Annotated in this window: 19 protein-coding genes; 1 reads left to right on the top strand and 18 read right to left on the bottom strand. The window is 43.6% G+C overall.

The genetic code is table 11. The features are described from left to right. Positions 1–30: 30 nt before the first annotated feature. The 9 genes from FED51_RS00095 to FED51_RS00055 form a co-directional block, all read right to left on the bottom strand. Positions 31–2,895, bottom strand: coding sequence for a glycoside hydrolase family 18 protein (locus tag FED51_RS00095; RefSeq protein WP_053432347.1), 2,865 nt, complete (start codon positions 2,893–2,895; stop codon positions 31–33). Further along, positions 2,892–3,752, bottom strand: a complete 861-nt coding sequence (locus FED51_RS00090) for a hypothetical protein (RefSeq protein WP_233443868.1) — start codon at positions 3,750–3,752, stop codon at positions 2,892–2,894. The genes FED51_RS00095 and FED51_RS00090 overlap by 4 nt, the downstream gene beginning before the upstream one ends. Further along, a complete protein-coding gene (locus tag FED51_RS00085; RefSeq protein ID WP_010896199.1) occupies positions 3,745–3,930 on the bottom strand; it encodes a hypothetical protein in 186 nt (61 codons plus the stop codon). Before FED51_RS00085 ends, FED51_RS00090 begins: the two co-directional genes overlap by 8 nt. 12 nt (positions 3,931–3,942) lie before the next feature. Then, on the bottom strand, positions 3,943–5,436 hold the full coding sequence (locus FED51_RS00080; RefSeq protein WP_010896198.1) for a phage tail spike protein: 1,494 nt from the start codon (positions 5,434–5,436) through the stop codon (positions 3,943–3,945). A 136-nt stretch (positions 5,437–5,572) separates the two neighbouring features. Continuing rightward, on the bottom strand, positions 5,573–6,325 hold the full coding sequence (locus FED51_RS00075) for a distal tail protein Dit (RefSeq protein ID WP_053432348.1): 753 nt from the start codon (positions 6,323–6,325) through the stop codon (positions 5,573–5,575). Next, entirely contained in the window at positions 6,326–7,855 is a 1,530-nt protein-coding gene (locus FED51_RS00070) for a phage tail protein (RefSeq protein WP_053432349.1), read from the bottom strand. Beyond that, complete coding sequence (locus tag FED51_RS21700) at positions 7,846–8,088, bottom strand: Gp15 family bacteriophage protein (protein ID WP_407901391.1); 243 nt, start codon at positions 8,086–8,088, stop codon at positions 7,846–7,848. Before FED51_RS21700 ends, FED51_RS00070 begins: the two co-directional genes overlap by 10 nt. A 2-nt stretch (positions 8,089–8,090) precedes the next feature. After that, positions 8,091–8,543, bottom strand: a complete 453-nt coding sequence (locus FED51_RS00060) for a hypothetical protein (RefSeq protein ID WP_138090124.1) — start codon at positions 8,541–8,543, stop codon at positions 8,091–8,093. After that, on the bottom strand, positions 8,530–8,949 hold the full coding sequence (locus FED51_RS00055; RefSeq protein WP_010896194.1) for a hypothetical protein: 420 nt from the start codon (positions 8,947–8,949) through the stop codon (positions 8,530–8,532). The genes FED51_RS00060 and FED51_RS00055 overlap by 14 nt, the downstream gene beginning before the upstream one ends. A 336-nt stretch (positions 8,950–9,285) precedes the next feature. Between FED51_RS00055 and FED51_RS00050 the strand changes: the two genes are divergently transcribed. Then, positions 9,286–10,095, top strand: a complete 810-nt coding sequence (locus FED51_RS00050; protein ID WP_053432350.1) for an SHOCT domain-containing protein — start codon at positions 9,286–9,288, stop codon at positions 10,093–10,095. Positions 10,096–10,219: 124 nt separating this feature from the next. On the opposite strand, the gene FED51_RS00045 is transcribed toward FED51_RS00050, so the two are convergent. From FED51_RS00045 to dnaA, 9 genes are all read right to left on the bottom strand, one after another. Further along, a complete protein-coding gene (locus FED51_RS00045; protein WP_053432351.1) occupies positions 10,220–11,302 on the bottom strand; it encodes an HD-GYP domain-containing protein in 1,083 nt (360 codons plus the stop codon). A gap of 163 nt (positions 11,303–11,465) precedes the next feature. Continuing rightward, positions 11,466–12,683, bottom strand: a complete 1,218-nt coding sequence (locus FED51_RS00040; RefSeq protein ID WP_138090122.1) for an ISL3-like element IS651 family transposase — start codon at positions 12,681–12,683, stop codon at positions 11,466–11,468. Positions 12,684–12,889: 206 nt separating this feature from the next. Beyond that, positions 12,890–15,391 carry a DNA gyrase subunit A gene (gene gyrA / locus FED51_RS00035; protein WP_053432352.1) on the bottom strand — a complete coding sequence of 834 codons (2,502 nt, stop codon included), beginning with the start codon at positions 15,389–15,391 and terminating at the stop codon, positions 12,890–12,892. Between the two features lie 21 nt (positions 15,392–15,412). Beyond that, the gene (gyrB, locus tag FED51_RS00030; RefSeq protein ID WP_010896190.1) at positions 15,413–17,326 is read right to left on the bottom strand and encodes a DNA topoisomerase (ATP-hydrolyzing) subunit B; all 1,914 of its coding nucleotides are present in this window, start codon (positions 17,324–17,326) and stop codon (positions 15,413–15,415) included. 72 nt (positions 17,327–17,398) lie between these two features. Beyond that, on the bottom strand, positions 17,399–17,668 hold the full coding sequence (remB, locus tag FED51_RS00025) for an extracellular matrix regulator RemB (RefSeq protein WP_053432353.1): 270 nt from the start codon (positions 17,666–17,668) through the stop codon (positions 17,399–17,401). A gap of 10 nt (positions 17,669–17,678) precedes the next feature. After that, on the bottom strand, positions 17,679–18,794 hold the full coding sequence (recF, locus tag FED51_RS00020) for a DNA replication/repair protein RecF (protein WP_053432354.1): 1,116 nt from the start codon (positions 18,792–18,794) through the stop codon (positions 17,679–17,681). A gap of 11 nt (positions 18,795–18,805) precedes the next feature. Further along, positions 18,806–19,027 carry a S4 domain-containing protein YaaA gene (yaaA, locus tag FED51_RS00015; protein ID WP_010896187.1) on the bottom strand — a complete coding sequence of 74 codons (222 nt, stop codon included), beginning with the start codon at positions 19,025–19,027 and terminating at the stop codon, positions 18,806–18,808. A gap of 183 nt (positions 19,028–19,210) precedes the next feature. Then, positions 19,211–20,353 carry a DNA polymerase III subunit beta gene (gene dnaN, locus FED51_RS00010; RefSeq protein WP_053432355.1) on the bottom strand — a complete coding sequence of 381 codons (1,143 nt, stop codon included), beginning with the start codon at positions 20,351–20,353 and terminating at the stop codon, positions 19,211–19,213. Between the two features lie 170 nt (positions 20,354–20,523). After that, entirely contained in the window at positions 20,524–21,873 is a 1,350-nt protein-coding gene (gene dnaA, locus FED51_RS00005) for a chromosomal replication initiator protein DnaA (protein ID WP_053432356.1), read from the bottom strand. Between the last annotated feature and the right edge of the window lie 575 nt (positions 21,874–22,448).

Here is a 22,448-nt window from a genome sequence, read left to right as displayed (position 1 = left end):
AGCTCAAAGTAAGTCCTGTTCCTCTCTCCTTTAACGGTCATCACGTCCAGGCAAATAAGTGAATACCCTCGGATCTTCCTGCCCGACCGTCCACATTGCGACTCCTTTACATCCATAATCCTCAATCATTTTTAACGTTGTCATAAAGCCTTCTAAATCGCTATTCCAAGCAATAGAATAACCCTCAGAATCTCCCACATAAAAGCTTCTTAGCCAAACGCCAGCATCCGCTAACCGAATTTTTACCTTCTTCTCCCCTATCCAAGACGGAATCGTGGCAATGGGCAAGTTTTCATAGTCGTTGCTAATGCTAATGCCTAACCCTTGATCAGGATTAAATCCGGAATACACCAAATAACCCAATTCATCATAGGAATAGGGTCTCGATTCTTCTAATGCAATTGGTTGTTCTTGACTATCAACAATGACTTGTACTTTTTCCATCGGTTCATAGCGATCATTTGTTGCCACATGAAGGCGATGGCAGCGGATGCGACAACCGGAGGCATAAATGCCATGAGCACCTCTATCCATCCGATTGGTCGATTGATCCGTATAATCAATGACCGTATTGCTTCCGATGAGACAGAGAATTCTACCGTTATGGACTCTCACTCTATACGTATAGCGGCTGCCAACTTGTAAAGTCCCAATTGGGGCTGTTGCAAGGGTTTGACTTTGTCCGTTGCTCTGGTAGACGAGTCGGTATTGTCGAGATTGAAAATCAGCAAGGAACAAATACCCATTCCCTGTTTGACCTTTTCCTTTGGCATAAAAACGGATGCCAACCTGACCTGAATCGAGAGCCGTTGCATCCGCTTCTATATGAGGGTTAAATTGAAACTCCTTATGAAGTAATAGCTGGGCTGACTGACCTCGCGCATCGGCAAAGCAATAGTTTTCGGCGAATGGTTCCCAATTTCCATTTGAATAACCGACAAGTTCCGCTGTTCCGACACACTGACGATTTTCATATTGATTTCCTGATGGCGTAACCATGCGAGCCCTTTGGTAGTACGGTGTCTCCACTAAATTTTTCACTTCTTTTTCACCGTTTGCATTCAATCGAGCGTGAGGGCCGAATAAATCTTCCCACACAATGGCCGGTCTAGGTGGTCTTCGTAAAAGTTCACCTGTTAAAGTGACGTGCTGGGGAAAAGACGCTTCCTCTTTTGTAACGATTCCATTTTCAATTGTCCCCCTTTTGTATGGGGCTTGGAGATTGACGTCATATTCAACGTAACCGCCCGTCATTCCATGTTCAAAATGATCACAGATAACAAAGCCCATAATCGCCGCCGAGTCTTCTGTCACGCCCACCTGAATCGTATTGGATATCTGTAGATCCCATTCACCACAATCGTAAAAATGACGATCTGGATTCACATAAAAAGGATACCAGTCCGGCACATCATCCCCTATCGTATACATGTGCCCGTTGATCGTTAGTGGGATCTTGCCATTCAAATAAGGGAAATAAACAACAGCAATGAGCCGATATTTCCCCGGCTGATTTAAGTGAAATGAATACGTAACATTTCCTTCCTCTTCATCCAATTCACATCGCTCAAGGTCATGGTTCGGGCGATATGTTGCCCGGTGGGTGTTATAAGCTGTAAACGTTTGTGAAAAACCGTCCGGAGTCCATCGCGTCGGAGTTGTATAGTTCCCCCGTGCGGTCCCGTTATGAACAATTGCTTCAATCCCTGAAAACTTTGATCTTTGGTGTTTAGAAAAGCTCGTAATGTAGCGCTGCCCTTGATAGGTAGAGCGAAAGATAACGGATTGATTGTTGTAGGCTCCTTGTAACTTTCCGTAATCGACACGAAATCGGTCATAACAATGGAGAAACGTCCGTTGATAACCTGATTCATCGTCGTGGAAACCACAATAAGGAATATAGGACTGATCTACCCACGTAAACGCTCCTGTATCTGCTGGCCGCCCGATGTTATGTTTAAAAATCCCATTTTGCCACATGAGTAATTGCCAGTAGCGAACCGCCGTACCTGAACGTTTCGCCTCTAATGGCCAGCGCCGTCCATAGGCAGCATTGCCAATCCAAACGTTCTCATTTCGAAAAACATTATTCACATGGGCGAGCACTTGCTGAAGCCACCAAACGGGCGTTGACGGCCCAGGTGCCGAATTGTTATGAGCAAAATCATACGACATAATTTGCCACTCATCACAAATGTCGTTCCCGTTCTTATCCCGTCCAGTAGCTAGCGTTCGATAATCTGTCCACTGATACCAATAGGGATTAAAATCACCTGTCATCGCATGGAGATTGACTCTTAGTTTTAAGCCTAGCGGAATGGCGATTTCATTTTTAACTCTTGCTAAAAAGTCGCGATACTTCTCCGCCTCTCGAAACTCTCGTGGCCGTGAGCTTGATTTTTCAAAATCAATTTCCAGCCCTTTAATCCGATTCGGAAACCGCTCGATATACTGCTCTGTAATGAGGCGAAATTGGTGAATAAAGGTTGTTTGTGACGACTCATTGTCTAACATTGACTCTACTGGTGCCCCCATGCAAACAGCTTGTAAAAACCATTCAATCGAAGGATAGGAATCGAGCAAGTAGCGCAGGCTATCACGTATCCAATATTGAACCTGGCCTTCATCATTAAGCACGGTAAAAGTCGTACCAGCTTTGTAGCTATAAATGGTTCCATCACTCCGAACGCCGAAGTCATGGAGACCAAACGAAGATATTTTTTGATGGTGTTTCAAAAACGCAATCCAAAAGTTTTTCTGATCTCCGCCCCAGTTTAGGAAAGCATTCGGATTATCCACTCTCCAGACGCCTGGCTCTGTCTCCACAGCATACTGCTGGAATTGAGCATTGCTCGGTTCATTTAGACTCCATGACATAAACTGCATGCTTGTCATAGCTTCGACCTCCCGTTCTCCCAATGGGCGAATTCAGCTACTCCCCAGTAACCAACTCCTGTATCTCTTAAAATTTGTCGCTGTTCAATATCGCCCCATTCCGTTTCAACCGTCTCCTCTACTAGATTGTAAAATTCGATACGAATTCTTCCTGAGCCAGCAGGAAGCCCCATCATTCGTTGCTGTCCCATTTTCAATTCAGCGCTACCGATGGGGAGGGTACGACTTCTTCTATTGGCGGCTCTGCCATTTAAGGTGGCTATATTTCTGGAGGCATGCAGTTTAATCTCACTTCCACCTTCGCCCCCTTCAAAATAAAACTCTTTCGAATACCTAAGATTCAAAGGGTGATCTCTTATGTCAGGATAAGGTTGTAACGATTCATCCAAAAGACTGCCTTGGTTCGTAGAGATCCGCAACAAATCAAATGAATTTTTCGTATAAAGTGTTAAGTCTAGGGGGGTTGTTACGTTTGGTCGGTCAAATCGATTTTCTTCCACATTCGGAAAAGCTAACGCTTCATGGCCCCGACCAACGATGTTATAGAAACGATTTCTTATCCCTTCAAATACGCGGGGTTGGTCACCACGAATCTCAATTGGCTCGCTCACACCTTCCGTTGAGTCATGTTCATCCAATGTACTACTCTTCCTACGTAACCACTCGCCTGTATAGGGAACCGTACCTGTTACAAATTTTCCTGCTTGCAGTTGGAGATCTGTGATGTTGATTTGTCCTCGAAAGTTCTCTGCGAGTAGCTTGAACTCAATCGCACGCACTCGTTTTTCTGCATTTGTTTTCACGTCTTGGGTCAGAAATCTCGCCCATTGGTCTTTACTGTACATATGCTCATTCATTCGACCAATGCTGCTCACTTGGATGCCCTGTCCAATTCGTGCTCAGCCTTCCTCCTTGAAGCATCACATCAGTCAAATGGACTTCTCCTGAAAATTTTTCGGCAATGATCCGGACTTCTATCTCTGACACCGTTTTTGACGAATCGGCTTGAATGACCCCATAACGCTCTGAAAACATGTTTCCTCCTCCTTACGTTAACGAAATAAACGTTGGTTCATCTTCTGTTCCGTCATCATAGCGAACAATGATCTCAAGGCCGACCCGACCGCCGTCATTCGTCTGAAATTCTTTCGTTGCACTCCGAAACGAAATCGCATAATGATCTCGATGAGCTGGATAAACAGTCTGACTTAACACCTTTCTTCCAGTCGTTCCGGTTGCCTTGAACGAAGCATTGCCGCTGTAACCATTCACAGCATCAATTTCCCAGCCTGAATTTGTCCAATAATGGAACCCATCGTCTGCACGGCTATTTAAAATATGATTAAAAACAGATAGCTCCAACATATCGGATGAGTCAACCGTGTCCTCTGACTGTAAAAATCCAGTACCTTCTTGAATCCCTGTTAATAGATCGGATAACGTTGGCTGCTTGGATTCAAGCATTATTTCCGTATTCCACGGTTCAGCGACATTGTATTGCCATGCCATAATTCTCGTAGCAATATCAATGCCGAGTTCTTTATCATATACCCTGACTTCATCTCCAAGAAAAAATTGCTCATGACTCATTCCAGCCATCTCCGAGAGATCAGCTGCTTTAATATGATAGGATGTCCGCGGCTGACTTAAGACTTTCAACGCTTCCTCTGCCATTTCCCGCAGATGAAACGGATTCGTAAATCGGTCGTCTTTTAATATTCTCACCCTCAGCTTATCCGTAAACTCGTAAGACGGATCGTCTCGAATGTCCAAGTATGGAACCCCGTCATTTATATCCTCAATCGACAGGTTCTCTTTTCCGTACGGATAAATGCGGGTGATGAGATCTTCCGTATCATAGATCGCTTCAATGGAGTGAATGTTTTTCTCATACACAATAGCAGCTCCTGATTGTCTGCCAACAGGAGCGAGAAAGTCAACGGTCATTGCTTCTGAATTAAAGTGAAGCTCCCCCCCATACACTTCTGGCAACTGACTTAATGCGGCCAACCTGTTCGTCACTCCCGGTTCCACTGAGACGTTCCTCACATTCATTAATTCAACTCGACCGACACTCCAATCCGTCCCCCGTAAAATATCGGCCATGACGATTGCTGGGGCTCGGCCTTCCCACTCCGAAATGTCCATCGGCTCCGCGAACTGCAAATCATACCAGAGGGCTTCCGCGTACACTTCTGTTATTGGCACCCCTTGACTCCCTCGACTATGGGTAATCTTACGAATAATGTAATAGTCATCAATAATTTGAATCAGGTGTTCATTTTGAATAAATTGATTTTTCTCATCAGAAAATGGAATGTTAAACGTCACTGTGTCAATGCCATTAATCTCCTGTTCCAGTATAATGTCATTCGCATGATCTAAAACAGCTAGCCGTTCACGTTCCTGTGTCAAAACGACTGGCCTTGCTCCCGCTAATCGTTCAAAAACAGCCCTTCTACGAGGAGAAGAACGACTGTTGTAGGCGATGCGGCCTAGCTGATTAAACGTTACTCGTCTTAGCTGGTTATATGAGTACATGCCCCTTTCAACCTCCCACAATCAAAATTCTCATTCCTTCACTAGTGTCTTCTTGCGAAGAGCTGTTTTCGAGCTTACCAAGATCAAATAAGAACGCTCTTCAGCAAAGAGCGTTCTTATCATCCTTTGACATACCTCAAAGCCAGCGACTTCGGGACATCATCTGTACTTCATGGACATCAGCCTCTCCGGTGGCACGGATCGCCATGTGATTGACGCCTGTTTTCAACACTGGAAAATCCATTCGGTCAAGCTCATTGATCGCTGACACTTGCGAACCATCTGGCTTTTGAATATAAGCCGTAAGATAGTGACTATCCAACGTTAAAATGTCACCACGTGAGAGCAGTCCGTTAAAGGTTAGTCGCGTATCATCGGTTTCAATAGTTACTTCTCCTGTTGACCCGATTTCTCCCCTGATTTCAATAAGGGGGAACGATTCTGTTGTTCCCTTTTCCCGTGAAAAGTCATAACTTCCGGCTCCTGAAAATGTGAAGACTTCATCTTCAATCGCATAAAAATAAGGATCTGGGCAGTAAAAGCTCAACTCCCCTTGCCCCATCATCACAAGCTCTTCAAGATCTGATTCATCTGTCATTAAGGCACGAACAAATTTGTCTGGCTCATCTTTAAAAATGAGTGGTTTCGGCTCGCTTTTATTCAAGTGCCCCGCAAGCTCCCTGATTCGGTTCCGATACCCATCCACTGTTTGGTCTCGAATCGTTACAGAGACGACTAACGTCACAGCTCCATGCTGCTTTCGGAAAAAGAAATCTCCATGTCTGCCATAGATGGACATCGTGCTTAGTTCTTGGGGTGGAAGAAGTGGCCGCTTAATTGAGTTGACGGTCAAGTAAGGCGAAAAATCAAATCCATCGTAAATAAACATTTAACGACCTCCTCTTGCTCTTACCGTTGAAATTCTCCGCTTCCCAAGTTCCGTATCCATATAAGGGGCTGTTACTCTCGCGACTTCTTTCCCTTCAAGATGTACCGGAACTTCAATGATTACTTTTTCTGATCCAGCACCTGCTAGCATCCCATGATTGCCATTAAGTCCAAGTGCATCCAAACTTTTTATGAGGCGCATCAAAAGCGGACTGGAACCAACTTGGCCGATCCCAACGTCCGGAACGTGTAATGCTCTCGTCAAAGATGATTGGATTTCTGGAAGATCACCATCAATCGAATCACGAATCGGTCCTCCGAAGTTCAACCGATGAATGTCTTGCAATGGTCCTTCCTTCGCTGGAGAAAACGGAAGAAAGTTTCGAATTTTACTCGTAACACTTGAAATGGCTCCTGTAACTGCACCAATGGCGCTTCGAATCCCATCAGCAATACTTGTCACGATGTTGCGCCCAGCTTCACGAAAACGAGAAAAGAAGCCCATTACAACTTGAACAGCTGCATTAATACCGTTTTGAATCGTTGTCCTTATACTGTTCATGATAGTTCCTACGGTACTTCGAATCGAGTTAAAAATGTTCGTAAAGAAGTTCCTAATCGCATTTAACCCTGTACTGAAAATACCGCGTACGTTCGACCACATCGTTTTTAATGGGCCGATGAAACGGCCGATAAACACTTTGAGAATCCCTAACACTCTGCCGACAAGCCATAGCTGAATGAGATTCCAAATGAATTGTAGAGCCCCCATGAACATTTGTTTTAGCCCTTCCCACATTAATGAAAAGTCTCCTGTAAAAAGACCCGTAAAGGTTTTGATCAACCCCATAATGAACGATAAAGCACCGTCAATCACGCCTTTAATGTTGTTCCAAACCCCTATGATTAATTCACGTACAAATGGCCACACAAACTGCATAATCGCCAAAATCATATCCATAATTGGCTGAATGACAGCCCAAATCGCGTTGAAAACATTTGAAACCGCCTGTTTGATCGCATCCCCATGCTCGTTCCAAAATTGCTTAATCATCTCGAGCTTTTCTGAAATAAAGGAGACGACTTCATTTAACACGGTCGTTATGACCCGTTGAATTGTTTCCCACACTGTTAAAACCGTGTCTCTAAACCCCTCATTCGTCTTCCATAGGTGCATTAAACCTGCCGCAATTCCCGCTACCACGGCAATAATGATCCCTGCGATTGCAATGAATTTTATTAGCCCTATCGTGAGAGGAGCAATTGGACTCTTTAATGATTCAAATATCCCTCTGAATATTTCCACGGATTGACCTAATAAGGCAAACGAAACAATAAGTGTCCCAATAGTTCCAACCATTCCTAGAAACACGGTACCGAATTGCCCGTTCGCTAAGTTTTCATTTATCTCTTGAATGTGCGTCTTAATGTTACCCAGATTGCTTGCCAAGTCCTGAAACACTTTTCCGTCTTTTTGGATTTTCTCGAAGTCTAACGTAATCCCAGGCGACGAGCCAATTGTTATTGCCATCTAGTTCCCCCCTTTAGCCGTTTCGCGTTTTCAGATAATTGCTGTTCGTCCCATTCTGCCATCGTACGGTTTTTCCGATCGCTCAAAAACCGTTGGAACGCACTATCCTCAGGCAGCGCTCGAACGAAAACGAGAAACCGCCTCCAAGAGAGACGGTTTGTAAAGGCTTCCTTATTAAGATCGATCCGATAAAATCGCCAAAAGTCCGCCTCAAGCGCGCCCCAGCTCCAAATAATTATCCGCGGGTCTTGGTTTTTTTTTGACCACCTGATGGCTTGTCCGATTTGACGTCATATCCCCACATACTCATAATGTCAGGGACAATATGTTTAAAAACGAAATGGACCCCTGCATCCGATTGCTCTAATCGCTCTAAGAACTTCTTTCCGAGCATCAATTCAATAAACTCAAACATTTTATCTTCTGGTACTTCCATTTGCGTCTTCCCTTTTACTTTACGAACACAATGGCGGAAGTAAAAGGTTGCAAAACGGAACGGCATTTCTTTTGAGATCTCAAAATATTCGCCGGCAAATTTCACATATTTCGGCTTATCACCGTTTTCATGTTCAGCTATCGCTTCATCATAATCGGCCACGAGCTGGTCTTGCTGAATTCGTGATAGTTCATCTGCTTTTTGATCCAATAAGCTTAATCGTTCTTCTTGTGTATGTTTAGGCACTCTCATCACCACTTACAACGCTTTTTTCATTTACACGGAACTCACCGCTGAACGTGTAAACGCCTTCTGATACGGAACCTTCTTCTTCATAAGTTGTAAAAAAGCCTGTAAGCTCATAACCATTCCCATTTTCATCTGTATGCTTCACAACTGCATCCTGCCCAGACTCAGCTACACGTTTTAACTCTGATTGCCCTGCATCATCTACAAGTACAACCCCTTCCATTGCAGCCGTCTCTCCAATAGCAGATGCAATAAATTTTTGCCTGAACACCGAGCTGCCTTCGTCAACGTCACCTAAACCAGTTACATCCGCTTCCTCAACCTCTAATGAATGTGTAAAGGATGTAATTTTCGCTACCACGATCCCATTTACTTCGATTCTCGTTCCTGCAAATCGCTTTTCTGTCATTTGAATTCCTCCTAATTTTAGTATGGTCCTTAAAGTTTACGAGCGAATTTGTTTGCAACAGAGACTTTCCTACAGCACCTACCGCCTCCTTTCAAACCCACCGTTAGTTAAAATGAGCGAATCAAATCATAAGGCCCCCACCTATATCATTTTTTATGCATGGCTCATTTTTCGTTTTTGGGCTTACTATCATGTTACTAGGGAAATATCGAAATGCTCTGCCAGGATTGTGCCTCGTTTGTGCCAGATCTGTGCCAACGATCAGATCATTCAATCTAAAAAATGCAAGATATGTTAGTATTAAAAATAGAGAAATGATGCAGAGGAGGAATTCCTTTGAGTGAACAAATGTTTGAAGGCTGGAACGGAGCAATAGTCGTTACCCCCGAAACAGTGAAAATCATCTACGGCAATCGACACTCTAAAGGGGAAGGCGAAAAGGAGATTATCCTTGAGTCTATTCAGAGCATAGAGCTTAAAAAGCCAAGGTTTTTGGCACAAGGGTACATTCAACTTATTCTAGAGGGCTCGAAAAAGAAAAAAGGTGCATTGGCTGCAATGGGTGATGAACATTCGATCATGATCAATGATGAAGCCCAATATAAACAGTTCGAACAGGCAAAAGCATTAATAGAATCGTTCCAACATGAGCAAAAACTAGTAAGTGAACAAAACGAAAAAGGAGAAGGATGGCGAGAGGATGTTTTTGAAGGGAAGAATGGGACGTTAATCGTTACACCTGAGGCAATAAAGATTATTTATAATTGGCTCCATAGGAGAGGTCGAGGAGAAAAGACGATAAGTATTCGTTCAATTAGTAGCATCCAATTAAAAAAAATGGGAAAAATAACAGTTGGATATATCCAGTTTACGTTCCAAGGGTCGCTTGAAAATCAAAGCAGGAGCACCTTCAATGCACTCGATGATCAAAATACAATTAGCATTGCTAATGATGCTCAATTCGAAGACTTTAAAAGGGCAAAGGCTTTGATTGAATCGTACCAAAACCAATTGTATGCGCCGCAAATTCAATCATCGTCTACCTCTGGTGCTGATGAGCTTAAAAAATATAAAGAACTACTGGATGATGGCATCATTTCCGAAGAAGAATTTAACGCTAAAAAGAAGCAAATCCTTGGCATATAAAGAAAACTCCTTTAGTAACATCAGAGACATAGATGCACTTAATCGTTACTCAATATTCTATGCTAACAACGAAGACTGACTTCATGCTTGTTGCGTCAGTCTTCGTTTTGTTCTAACCCTATGATCATGAAAGAAGCACATCCTCTATGTGCACAGTATAATTTTTCATTAAATAAATCATCTCACCATTTTGCAATTGTACCATCGGACGAGTTGGTGCCATCGGGTCGATAAAGACGATTTCACCGAGACGATTATTGGTTAAGCGTACACTTGTCCGAACCGAAAGCTGGGTTAACTGAGATACGAGGACATGGACAATATGAGGATTGAACTTGCCGAATCGCTCCTTTGCGAGATCCTCCAACACCATATAGGGTGATTTCTTTTTCCGATACTTTCGCTCCGAGATCATGGCATGATAGACATCTGCTACTGCAAGAATTTGAGCGTAAAAATGAATTTTTTGTCCTCTTACGCCAAGAGGGTATCCTGTGCCGTCTTCTCGTTCATGATGCTGTAATACTGCTGACAAAAGGGAACCATCGATTCCAGGCCTCTTTTTCAACATTTGATAACTGTATTTCGGATGATCACGCATTTCATGTTTTTCTTTCAGTGTATATAATCCGTTTTTCGTCAAAAGAGACGTCGGTAACTTTGCCATTCCACAGTCTGCAAGTGCTCCAGCTAACGCTATTTTTAGCCATTCCCCTTTCTCATAACCTAACTTGGCACCGAGAAACGCTGAGAGAAGTCCAACGGATACTGCATGATGATACAAATAATCTTCTTTCGTGCTGTAGTGATGAAGTTGAAGCAACACTTCTTTTTTCTCTACGATTTCTTCAAACAAAGGTAACAAGATGTGGCGAACACGTTTCATCTCTACAGGGGTCCCAGCTGCCCACTCCTGAAATACTTGCTTATAGTTAGCGACAGCTTGCATGTAACGATCCTTAAAGCGATCACCTGTTTCCATTAGGGCAGCTGCCTCGGCCCCTAAGCCGTTATCGGAAGGGATAAACTTTTCCCCATTCGCAAGTACGTTCTCCACTTCAATTTCATCTATTAGGAATTTCGAAAGGGTTTGGATATCTTCCGCTGTTAGAACTGTTTTCTCTTTATAAAGAGGAGTCGTTGTTTCTGCCATAATTGGTTTCAAGACGATGCAACCTGGAACGAGTTGGTTCAATTTAACCTTCACGTTAATCTCACCTTTACACTTTTAAACCATTATACCTAGATAAAGAGAGAAAAGTCTATCTTTTTAGGACTTATAGATTGAGTAAAAATACCTAATTCTATGTGAAGTCTGTTATTACGGTTCTTAGTCAAATGTTGGGGTGGCATAGGAGGGCGAGCCCCTCTTATCCTACCCCGAATGTTTGATGTTTGAATTGATGATGCAAGAGAATACGGTTTCGCAAGCGATCATAACGCCGAAAACCAAAGGCATTTCTCTTAATCACCTTCGTTTGATTATTCAGTCCTTCAATAAAACCATTGTTTAAGCCAAACGCGAAGCTATTCAAGATCTCGGTCTGCCAGTTCTTCAGCGTCTGAATGGCTCGGTGGAACTCCTTTAACGGGCTCGCCTCCACTCTTCGGTAAAAGGCGTAGAGCCCTTGCTTCACCTCGCTCATTCGTCCTTCCCTTCCTTGCATCTTCGCTTCTTGATACCACCGACGAAAATGTTCTTTTAGCTCATACGCTTCCCTTAAATCAGGGGATAGCTCTAAGTACCGCTCCACCTTCTTCTTTTGCTTATCATCCAGTCCTTCTCTCTCTTTCTGAAACAGATGTTTGATCCGTTTACATCGTTTTCGATGATACGGATGGAACGCTTTTTGCACTCGGCGGCGAACCCCTTCCAGAGCCCAGTAGATGTAACGACAGAAATGGAACGGATCCCCAATGATGAGCGGGTGGCCTAAGGCCTTTTGAACAGCCGACTTGAAGGTATAACTTAGATCCATCACGACTGTTTTTACATGATGACCCTTCTCTTGAAGATATCGTTTAAGCGTATCGGCTTTACGATCCGGTAAGATATCCAGTGGCTTCCGTGTATCTGCATCCGCAATGATCACTTGATATTTCCCCGCATTCGTATCCCCTTTGTAATCATCAATCGCAATCCGAGGAGGAAGGTGATCCACCTTCTTCACGAGGGGGGCCGCCAATTGATCAAACCGGCGCATGGCAGTTGTCACGGACGTTTGGAATTGATTCGCTGTGTCCGTAAAGTTCTTCCCTTGAATGAGCCGTAAGCGAAACGCTTGATTCCATTCCACTGTCTGACGCTGATATCGCTCTACAAAACAGGCTTTCTCCGCAAACCGCTTCCCGCATCTGCACGCGTACCGGCGCTTTCGATAGAATAGATACACCCACCGTTCAAAGAGCTTGAGATGTTGAACTTTTTGGATGCGGTAATCATGGATTCTCTCGGTTCTCTCCCCGCAGGATGGGCAACGATGAGGCGTTCGCGGCATTTCTACATGGAGCGCGATAAAGCCCTCTCGTTCCTCCATCTTTGTGACCTTCACACCTTTTAATCCGGGCAAATCCATGGTAAAATTCATCGTACACGCAGCTCCTATCCTTTCTTTGTTTCTCGACAATTCAAGGATAATGGATAAAGGAGCCTGCGTGCATTTTTTTTGCCCTCTTTTGTGCAAAAACCCCAACATTTATTGTAGAGCCGTTATTACTAGCTCCCTGCCGCTTGTTCCCTTTTTGAAGACAAAAAAGGTGCCTGCGCGTCCATAGACGTACAGGCACCTTTGTTTTACTCATTCTCACCTTGTTCTACTTCACTTTGATCATCACGTTCCTCTTCGATCGACTCATCTTCATCTAGCTCATCGTCTTCGATATCGACACGAGCAACTGTTGCAACCTCTTCCCCCTCAGCTACACGAATCAACGTGACTCCTTGGGTAATCCGTCCAGTGACAGAAATATCTTTAACATGTAGACGAATGATGATGCCGCTAGCTGTAATGATCATGAGGTCATGATCCACCGATACTACCTTCAATGATACGAGCGGGCCATTCTTTTCTGTAATGTTGCACGTCTTAATTCCTTTACCGCCACGAGTTTGAATCCGGTAATCGGCGATTGGCGTCCGTTTACCAAACCCTTTCTCGGTAACAATCAATACATCTTGACCATCCTCGACAATATCCATTCCTACGACATGGTCGTCTCCTGTGAGGGATATCCCTTTGACCCCAGTGGCCGTACGTCCCATCAAACGGACATCGGTCTCGTGGAAGCGAATCGCCATTCCTTGTCGTGTCCCAACAATGACCTCCTTGTCACCGTTCGTTAAACGAACACCGTGGAGCTCATCTCCTTCACGCAAGTTAATCGCAAACAGTCCGCCACGTCGAATATTGGCAAACGACGATAACTGGGTGCGTTTCGCAATCCCATCTTTCGTCATAAAGAAGAGATAATGGTCCTCCGTAAACTCTTCAATCGGAATAATGGTGCTAATATACTCGTCTTGTTCAATTTGCAGCAAGTTGATAATCGGAATTCCTTTTGCTGTCCGCCCGAGTTCAGGAATTTCATATCCTTTTAGACGATAGACTTTCCCTTTGTTCGTAAAGAATAAAATCGTATGGTGGGAGTTCGTTGTAAACAAGTGTTGAACAAAGTCATCCTCGTTCGTTCCCATCCCCTGAATTCCGCGACCGCCCCGCTTTTGACTACGGTACGTCGAAATCGGCAAACGTTTGATATAGCCATGATGAGTCAATGTGATGACCACGTTTTGGCGAGGAATCAAGTCCTCATCCTCAAACATATCCTCACTTGCGGAAATGGCCGTTTTCCGTTCATCATTGTATTTTTCCTTTAATTCAAGCAGCTCCTCACGAATAATGTCTAACACTTTTTCGTGATCAGCTAAAATCGCCTTTAGCTCAGCAATTCGCTCGATAAGCTCTTTGTACTCCGCTTCGATTTTATCCCGTTCTAATCCGGTTAATCGTTGGAGCCTCATATCAAGGATCGCTTGTGCTTGTTCATAGCTTAGTTCGAAACGCTCCATTAAACCGTTACGAGCGATTTCCGTTGTTTGTGAGCTGCGGATGAGTGAAATCACTTCATCGAGATGATCTAATGCTATGCGTAATCCTTCTAAAATATGGGCCCGGGCCTCTGCCTTCCGAAGCTCAAAAGCCGTGCGACGACGAATCACGATGACTTGATGAGCAAGGTAATGCTCGAGGCACTCTTTCAAGTTTAATACTTTCGGCTGGCCATCGACGAGCGCGAGTAAATTGATCCCAAAGCTCGTTTGTAAAGCTGTTTGCTTGTATAAGTTATTTAACAGCACGTTGGCATTGGCATCTTTTCGGACTTCAATGACGATCCGCATCCCGTTACGGTCTGACTCATCCCGTAAATCGGTGATGCCGTCAATTTTTTTGTCACGTACGAGTTCGGCTATTTTTTCAATTAACTTCGCTTTGTTTACCTGGTATGGAATTTCATGAACAATGATTCGCTGTTTCCCATGATGCTCTTCAATCTCTGTCTTCGCACGGAGAGTGATCGATCCACGACCCGTCTGATACGCTTTACGAATACCGGAGCGGCCAAGAATTTCAGCACCTGTCGGAAAATCAGGACCAGGAATATGTTCCATCAATTCAGGCACACTAATGTCTGGGTTTTTACTTAAAGCAAGAACACCATCGATCACTTCACCTAATTGGTGTGGTGGAATATTGGTAGCCATTCCCACTGCAATTCCAGAAGCACCATTAACAAGTAAATTCGGGAATCTAGACGGCATGACAACTGGCTCTTTTTCCGATCCGTCATAGTTATCTTGATAATCGATCGTGTCTTTATTAATGTCTCGCACGAGTTCCATGGAAATCTTCGACATCCGCGCTTCCGTATAACGCATCGCGGCAGCCGCATCCCCATCAATCGAACCGAAGTTACCGTGACCATCGACAAGCATGTAGCGATAGCTAAAATCTTGCGCCATCCGCACCATCGTTTCATAGACCGCTGAATCACCATGCGGATGATATTTCCCGATGACTTCACCGACGATTCGAGCTGACTTTTTGTATGCCTTATCGGATGTCATCCCGAGCTCATTCATGGCATATAAAATCCGACGATGTACAGGCTTCATTCCATCTCGCACATCGGGGAGAGCACGGCTCACAATAACACTCATGGCATAATCCATGAACGATGTCTTCATCTCTTGACTAATATTGATTTCTTTCACTCTTGATTGATCTTGCTCTGCCATTTTTAAACCTCCATCTCCCCGTTAAATGTCGAGATTTTTCACATAGCGGGCATTCTCTTGAATAAAATCACGACGTGGCTCGACGCGGTCACCCATTAAGATTTCGAAAATTTCATCAGCCTTCATAGCATCTTCTAACGTTACTTGTAAGACGGTACGTTGGCCTGGGTCCATCGTTGTTTCCCAAAGCTGTGATGGATTCATCTCACCAAGACCTTTATACCGCTGGATTCCTGGCTTCGCCTTATCTGGAAGCTGACTTAAGATTTCCTGAAGCTCTGCATCACCGTACGCATACTGAATGTCTTTCCCTTGTTGTACCTTGTATAACGGTGGCTGCGCAATATAGACGTATCCGTGTTCAATTAACGGCCTCATGTAGCGATAGAAGAACGTTAAAATCAACGTGCGAATGTGCGCTCCATCCACATCGGCGTCTGTCATGATAATAATTTTATGGTAACGAGCCTTTTCAATGTCGAAATCATCACCAATTCCTGTTCCAAGGGCGGTAATGATCGCGCGAATTTCATTGTTCGCTAATATTTTATCTAATCGAGCCTTCTCTACATTTAAGATTTTCCCGCGCAATGGGAGAATCGCTTGGAAATGCCGATCACGGCCTTGTTTGGCCGATCCGCCAGCAGAGTCCCCCTCCACAATGTAAATCTCACTAATCGAAGCGTCGCGTGATGAACAGTCTGCTAGTTTTCCTGGGAGAGAGCTTACCTCAAGAGCGCTCTTTCTCCGCGTAAGCTCACGTGCTTTTTTCGCTGCTTCCCTAGCCCTTGAAGCCATGAGTCCTTTGTCAACTAGCTTACGTGCCACTTGCGGATGTTCGATCAGAAACCGGGAAAAATGCTCTGTGAAAAGGGAATCAGTGATCGTACGTGCTTCGCTATTTCCTAGCTTCGTTTTCGTTTGCCCTTCAAACTGAGGATCAGGAATTTTTACCGAGATAATGGCGGTTAATCCTTCACGTACATCTTCCCCCGTTAAGTTCGGATCGCTTTCTTTGAACAAATTATGCTTGCGGGCATAATCGTTAATGACACGAGTAAGACCTGTTTTAAACCCTGACTCGTGCGTTCCCCCTTCATGGGTGTTGATATTATTAGCAAACGAGTAAATATTGCTCGTGAATCCATCGTTATATTGGACGGCGATCTCTACGTAAACGCCTTGCTTCTCTCCTTCGATATGGATCGGCGTTTCGTGCAAAGTCTCACGCGTGCGGTTTAAATGCTCCACAAATGAAGCGATCCCGCCCTCATAGTGAAATTCGTCCGACTTTTCTTCCTCACGCATATCGGTAATCTTAATGCGCAATCCTTTATTTAAAAAGGCCAATTCACGCAACCGTGATGCGAGAGTATCATATTCGAAAACCGTTGTTTCCGTAAAAATGTCACCGTCTGGTTTAAAGTGGATTTTCGTGCCTGTTCGATCGGTCGTGCCAATGACTTCTAAATCAGCAGCAGGTACACCGCGATGAAATTTTTGATAGTGGACTTTCCCTTCACGGTGAACTTCTACTTCCAGCATCGTCGATAAAGCATTTACGACGGATGCACCTACACCGTGCAAACCACCAGATACTTTATAACCACCGCCGCCGAACTTCCCTCCTGCATGGAGAACGGTCATAATGACCTCGACAGCCGGACGCCCCATCTTTTCATGAATCCCAACAGGAATGCCTCGACCATTGTCGGTAACTGTAATGCTATTATCCTCTTCGATTACAACCCCGATCTCATCACAAAAGCCAGCCATCGCTTCGTCAATGCTGTTGTCGACAATTTCCCAAACTAAATGATGAAGTCCGCGGCTGCTCGTCGATCCGATATACATCCCTGGACGTTTTCGAACGGCCTCCAGTCCTTCAAGGACCTGTATTTGACTTTCATCGTATGCTTGTTGTTCCCTCGTCACTTTCGTTCACCTTCGCTTCCACTACGCATACATGCGTTCAGTTATTTCTCTTATCACTTGCAAATGAGCACCTTATTCCTCTTCTCCAAAACGATCAAGCTCTGAAACGGCATGAGATCGACGTTTTAGCGTAACCGATGAAATCGGCGAGTAATAGATCGTATTTGGTGTAACGACGATCGATTTAATAAGATCAGATGATATCGTAACAATATTCCCATTCTTTTGGTGATGCTCTAAATACTCCTTCGTCACACCCGAGGACTGCTCCATATCACGATCTAAAATCGCGATCACGTCTTTTGATCGAATGACATGATCTCCGCCTAAATGAATAAACACGAGCTATCACCTATCCCTTCTTTTTCAACGACCCTTGCTCTACTTCATAGATCGTTGCTTCCTGTAAGGTTTGATGATCAATCCCATCCACATTTGTCGTTGTCACGAACGTTTGTACTCGATGTTGAATCGCATGGAGCAAATGGGATTGCCGGTAATCATCAAGCTCTGATAACACATCATCTAACAGTAAGATCGGGTAGTCCCCAACCGTCTCTTTCATCAATTCAATTTCTGCTAGCTTTAAGGAGAGAGCCGTCGTCCGTTGTTGACCTTGGGAGCCGTACGTCTGAACGTCCTTGTCATTCACAAAAAACACAAGATCATCCCGGTGCGGTCCGAATAATGTCGTTCCCCTTTGTCGTTCTCGCTCTTTCTTTTGTTCGTACGCCTCATAGAATCCTTCTCTTAGTTTCGACAAATTCAACTGTTCTGATACGTGAACGGACGGTTCATACGTAATCACTAGTTTCTCTTTCCCTCTAGAAATGGCCTGATGGATTTCTTCCGCCCATCGTTGGAGCAGTTGAATGAATTCAAACCGCTTTTTCGTCACCTCTACAGCTACTTCAATCAGTTGGTCTGTGAGTACGTCGAGCATCGGGGCAGAATTCGCTTTGCCAAAGAGCTGCTTTAACAAATGGTTACGCTGTAAAAGGATTTTTTGGTACATTGCGAGCTGATGTAAATAAACAGGGCTCATTTGGCCTAACTCCATGTCGAGAAAGCGCCGCCTAATTTGCGGACTACCTTTCACGAGATTCAAATCTTCTGGGCCGAACATGACGACGTTTACGGCACCGATGTAATCACTTAGCCTCCGTTGTTCAAGTCCGTTAACCTTTACTTTTTTCCCTTTTCCTGAAAGGACAACATGTAACGAAAGTGGACCGTTCTGTTTTTGAAACGCCCCCTCGATTCTTGCAAAAGGTGCTTCCCACTGAATGAGCTCCTTGTCACGAGCGGTGCGATGTGATTTCGCCAGTGCTAAAAAATAAATCGCCTCAATCACATTCGTCTTCCCTTGAGCATTTTCACCGATGATCACATTTACGTTCGGTTCAAACGATACGTCGAGTTCATCATAATTACGAAACTGCTTTAGCGTTAATCGCTCAATGTGCACGTTCGTACCCTCTATTCCGCATCAACCAAATCGATGACAGTCCCATCAGCCAGCGTAACGGAATCCCCTGAGAAGAGCTTTTTCCCTCGTCTATCCTCAGACTCTCCATTGACCAATACTTCGTGTTCGGCGAGATACCATTTCGCCATTCCACCTGTATCAATCACTCCGACCTCTTTTAACAGCTGACCTAACGTAATGTACGATGTGGTTATTGGTAGTTGTTGTGACATGATTGACCTCGCTTTCTTCGTGACAAATGCCTCATTAGCAAAGATAAGACAGCATTCCAGTCGAAGTGCTGTCTTACTTGTGTCCGTTATGATCTAACCGTTTGTCTCTTTTTCTATTGTACTAAACTATTGAGCGCTCGCCAATACCTTTCCTTCTATTCCTCTACTGGCGCGGACGATTCCCTAGTACGTGCGCACAGGTGAGAAAAGATGAAGTGATTGATCGTGATCGGTTGGGCTTAATACAAATGGACTCATCGCACCGGTAAACGCAATATGGATGCTTTCAGAGTCAACGACTTTAAGCGCATCAATGACATTTTTCCCGTTGAACGAAATTCTTAATTCTTCCCCTTCTAAGCCTTGAGTCGCCACATTTTCAGTTACCTTCCCAATTTCAGGTGTAATCGCCGTAACTTCTACGACACCATCTCCTAATGTTTTTAAGTTAATCACTTGGTTTTTACCCTCTCTCGAAAGGAGAAGAGCACGCTCTAACGTTTGTAAAAAGGCCTTTGTATGAACAGCGAATGATGTTTTTGCTTCTTTCGGAATCATATTTTTCGTCACAGGGTACTTTCCTTCAAGCAATCTAGAGAAAAATAACATGTTTTTTAACTTAAAAAGGGTTTGATTTTCTGTTACGACAATATCAAGTAGCTCTTCATTTTCATCTAAAATTTTGCTCAATTCATTCAAGCTTTTTCCAGGGATAACGACGTTTGAAAATTGCAACTCGTCATCGTTTTTTTCTACCGGAACTTTGCGCATCGCCAAGCGGTGGCTATCTGTTGCAGTACAGGTGAGAATGCCGTCTTCTATTTCAAAGTTCACACCTGTCAACACTGGTCGTGTTTCCTGAGCGGACACAGCAAACACAGTTTGTCGAATGATGTCTTTTAAAATTTTTTGCGGAAGTCGAAAGACGTGATCTTCCTCTAGTACAGGAAGCCTAGGATATTCATCTGGGTCTAAGCCGTTTAAATTAAAGACGGAAGAACCAGATCGAATCGTTGTAACAAATGAATCTTGAACATGAATTTCAATTTCTTGTTCCGGGAGCTTTTTGACAATCTCTGCAAAGACTTTCGCTTGAAGGACAATACTCCCTTCTTGTTTAACTTCAACATTTTGACGATCCCCTTCTTCCAGAGGGATGAACGTTTCAATCGAAATATCAGAATCGCTACCTGTGAGCGTAACCCCTTCATGATCTGCAACAACTTTAATTCCTGTTAAAATCGGAATCGTTGTCCGTGAACTGACAGCTTTTGATACGTGATTGACATTTTGGACAAAAATGTCTCGGTCAATGACAAAATGCATCGTAATAAGACTCCTTTTATTATTAATCTATTTATATTTAAATATAGAAGTACTAGTAATAGGGCTTGTGAGTTTGTGGATAACAAGAGAAAAAACGTTATTTTACTAGTTTTGCACATGTGGATAATCTGTGCAAAAGTGCGAACGATTCATTCACATTCCCCACAAATCTATGAGCGTAGCTTGTCGCTAATCTCTTGGATTTTATCCTGTAATTCTTGGTCTGTTGAAAGAAGCTTTGAAATTTTTTCATGGGCATGAATGACAGTCGTATGATCCCGGCCTCCAAATTCGCTTCCGATTTTCGGCAGGGAGGCATCCGTTAGCTCCCTCGATAGATACATGGCAATTTGCCTTGGGAAAGCAACGGATTTTGTTCGTTTTTTCGCTTTAAAGTCTTCGAGTTTCACATGGAAATACTCGCCAACAGTTTTTTGAATATCGGTAATTGTCAACACGCGCGGCTTAGCATTTGGGATAATATCTTTCAATGCTTCTGCTGCTAGATCTGCATTCATATCCTGATTAATGAGGGATGAATAAGCGACGACGCGGATGAGCGCTCCCTCTAGTTCACGAATGTTCGTATCAATTTGATTGGCTATATAGAGCATCACTTCATTTGGGATGTCGAGGTTTTCAGCCTTCGCCTTTTTCCGCAAAATCGCAATTCTCGTTTCTAAATCTGGTGGAGTAATGTCAGTAATTAAGCCCCACTCAAATCGAGAGCGCAAGCGATCTTCCAACGTTGGAATTTCCTTAGGAGGACGATCGCTTGAGATGACAATCTGCTTGTTATCTTCATGAAGCGCATTAAACGTATGGAAGAACTCTTCCTGTGTTTGCTCTTTTCCTGCGAGAAACTGAATATCGTCAATCAGCAACACATCAACATTTCGATATTTGTTTCGGAAATTGACCGCTTTGTTGTCACGAATCGCATTAATAAATTCATTCGTAAATTTCTCAGATGACAAATAGACGACTTTCGCATTCGGGTTATGATCCATCACATAATGTCCGATGGCGTGCATTAAGTGGGTTTTTCCCAGACCGACTCCACCATAAATAAAAAGTGGGTTGTATGCTTTTGCAGGAGCTTCCGCTACCGCAAGTGATGCTGCGTGAGCGAAGCGGTTGCCAGATCCGATGACAAACGTATCGAATGTGTATTTGTCATTGAGCATGTTATTAGGCATTTCTCCATTTTGTGCTGGAGGCTGTTTCATCGGCTTTTTCAATTCTTGCTCAACGAAAGGTTCATCAAGTTGACTTGTCGGAATGACGAACTTTGGATATAGGCGAACACCTGTTAGATCATCAATTGTTTCAGAAATGAGCTCGTCGTAATGTTTCTCCAACCAGTCCCGAGCAAATTCATTTGGTGCTGTTATGATGATCGTGCTATCTTCAATGCTGTTTGCCTTTGTTTGCTTTAACCATGTCTCGAAGCTCGGTTTGCTCACCTTTTTTTCCATCGATTTCAAGGCGCGCTCCCATAAATCATGGATATTTTCCAACCGTTGCTCCCTCCTATTCTTAAAAAAATAAACTGCAGCCATTTGTTTATAAGGTTAGTAGAAGAAAAGAAAGACTAGGCTGTACAACGTATGTATACCTAGTGTGTATAGTGATGGATAAATATGAAATTCTGAAAAACGATGTGGATAGAATATAATATAGTAGAAAAACGTCGAATGAACACGAATCACACCTGTGTGGATAAGCTCGTAAACAACTGTCCACAAAGTTATACACAGCGTGTGGATAATAATTGACGTTCAAAATAGGCATCCACGTGTAAAACAATAATATCTTAGCAAAAAAAATAAGTAGTTGCAAGGGTTCTAGCTATTTATCCACAAGGTTCAATATGCTGTGTTTGTTTTTTATCCACAACACAAGATCATGTGTGTAATCTGTCGATAAGTTTGAGGACATGCATTTGTGTGTGGATAGATGTTATCCACAGTGATGTTGTTGTAAAATAGACTAAGGAGATCATTTACAAAAAACGAATCTTGACAAGGAAACCGACGTTTCATATAATTTACAAGAATGTCTTTTGATGATGACAAAATCCTCAAAGTCCTCA

Source organism: Halalkalibacterium halodurans, assembly GCF_005671335.1.
Classification (GTDB): Bacteria; Bacillota; Bacilli; order Bacillales; family Bacillaceae_D; genus Halalkalibacterium; species Halalkalibacterium halodurans.
This window is presented reverse-complemented; position numbering and strand designations above follow the sequence as displayed.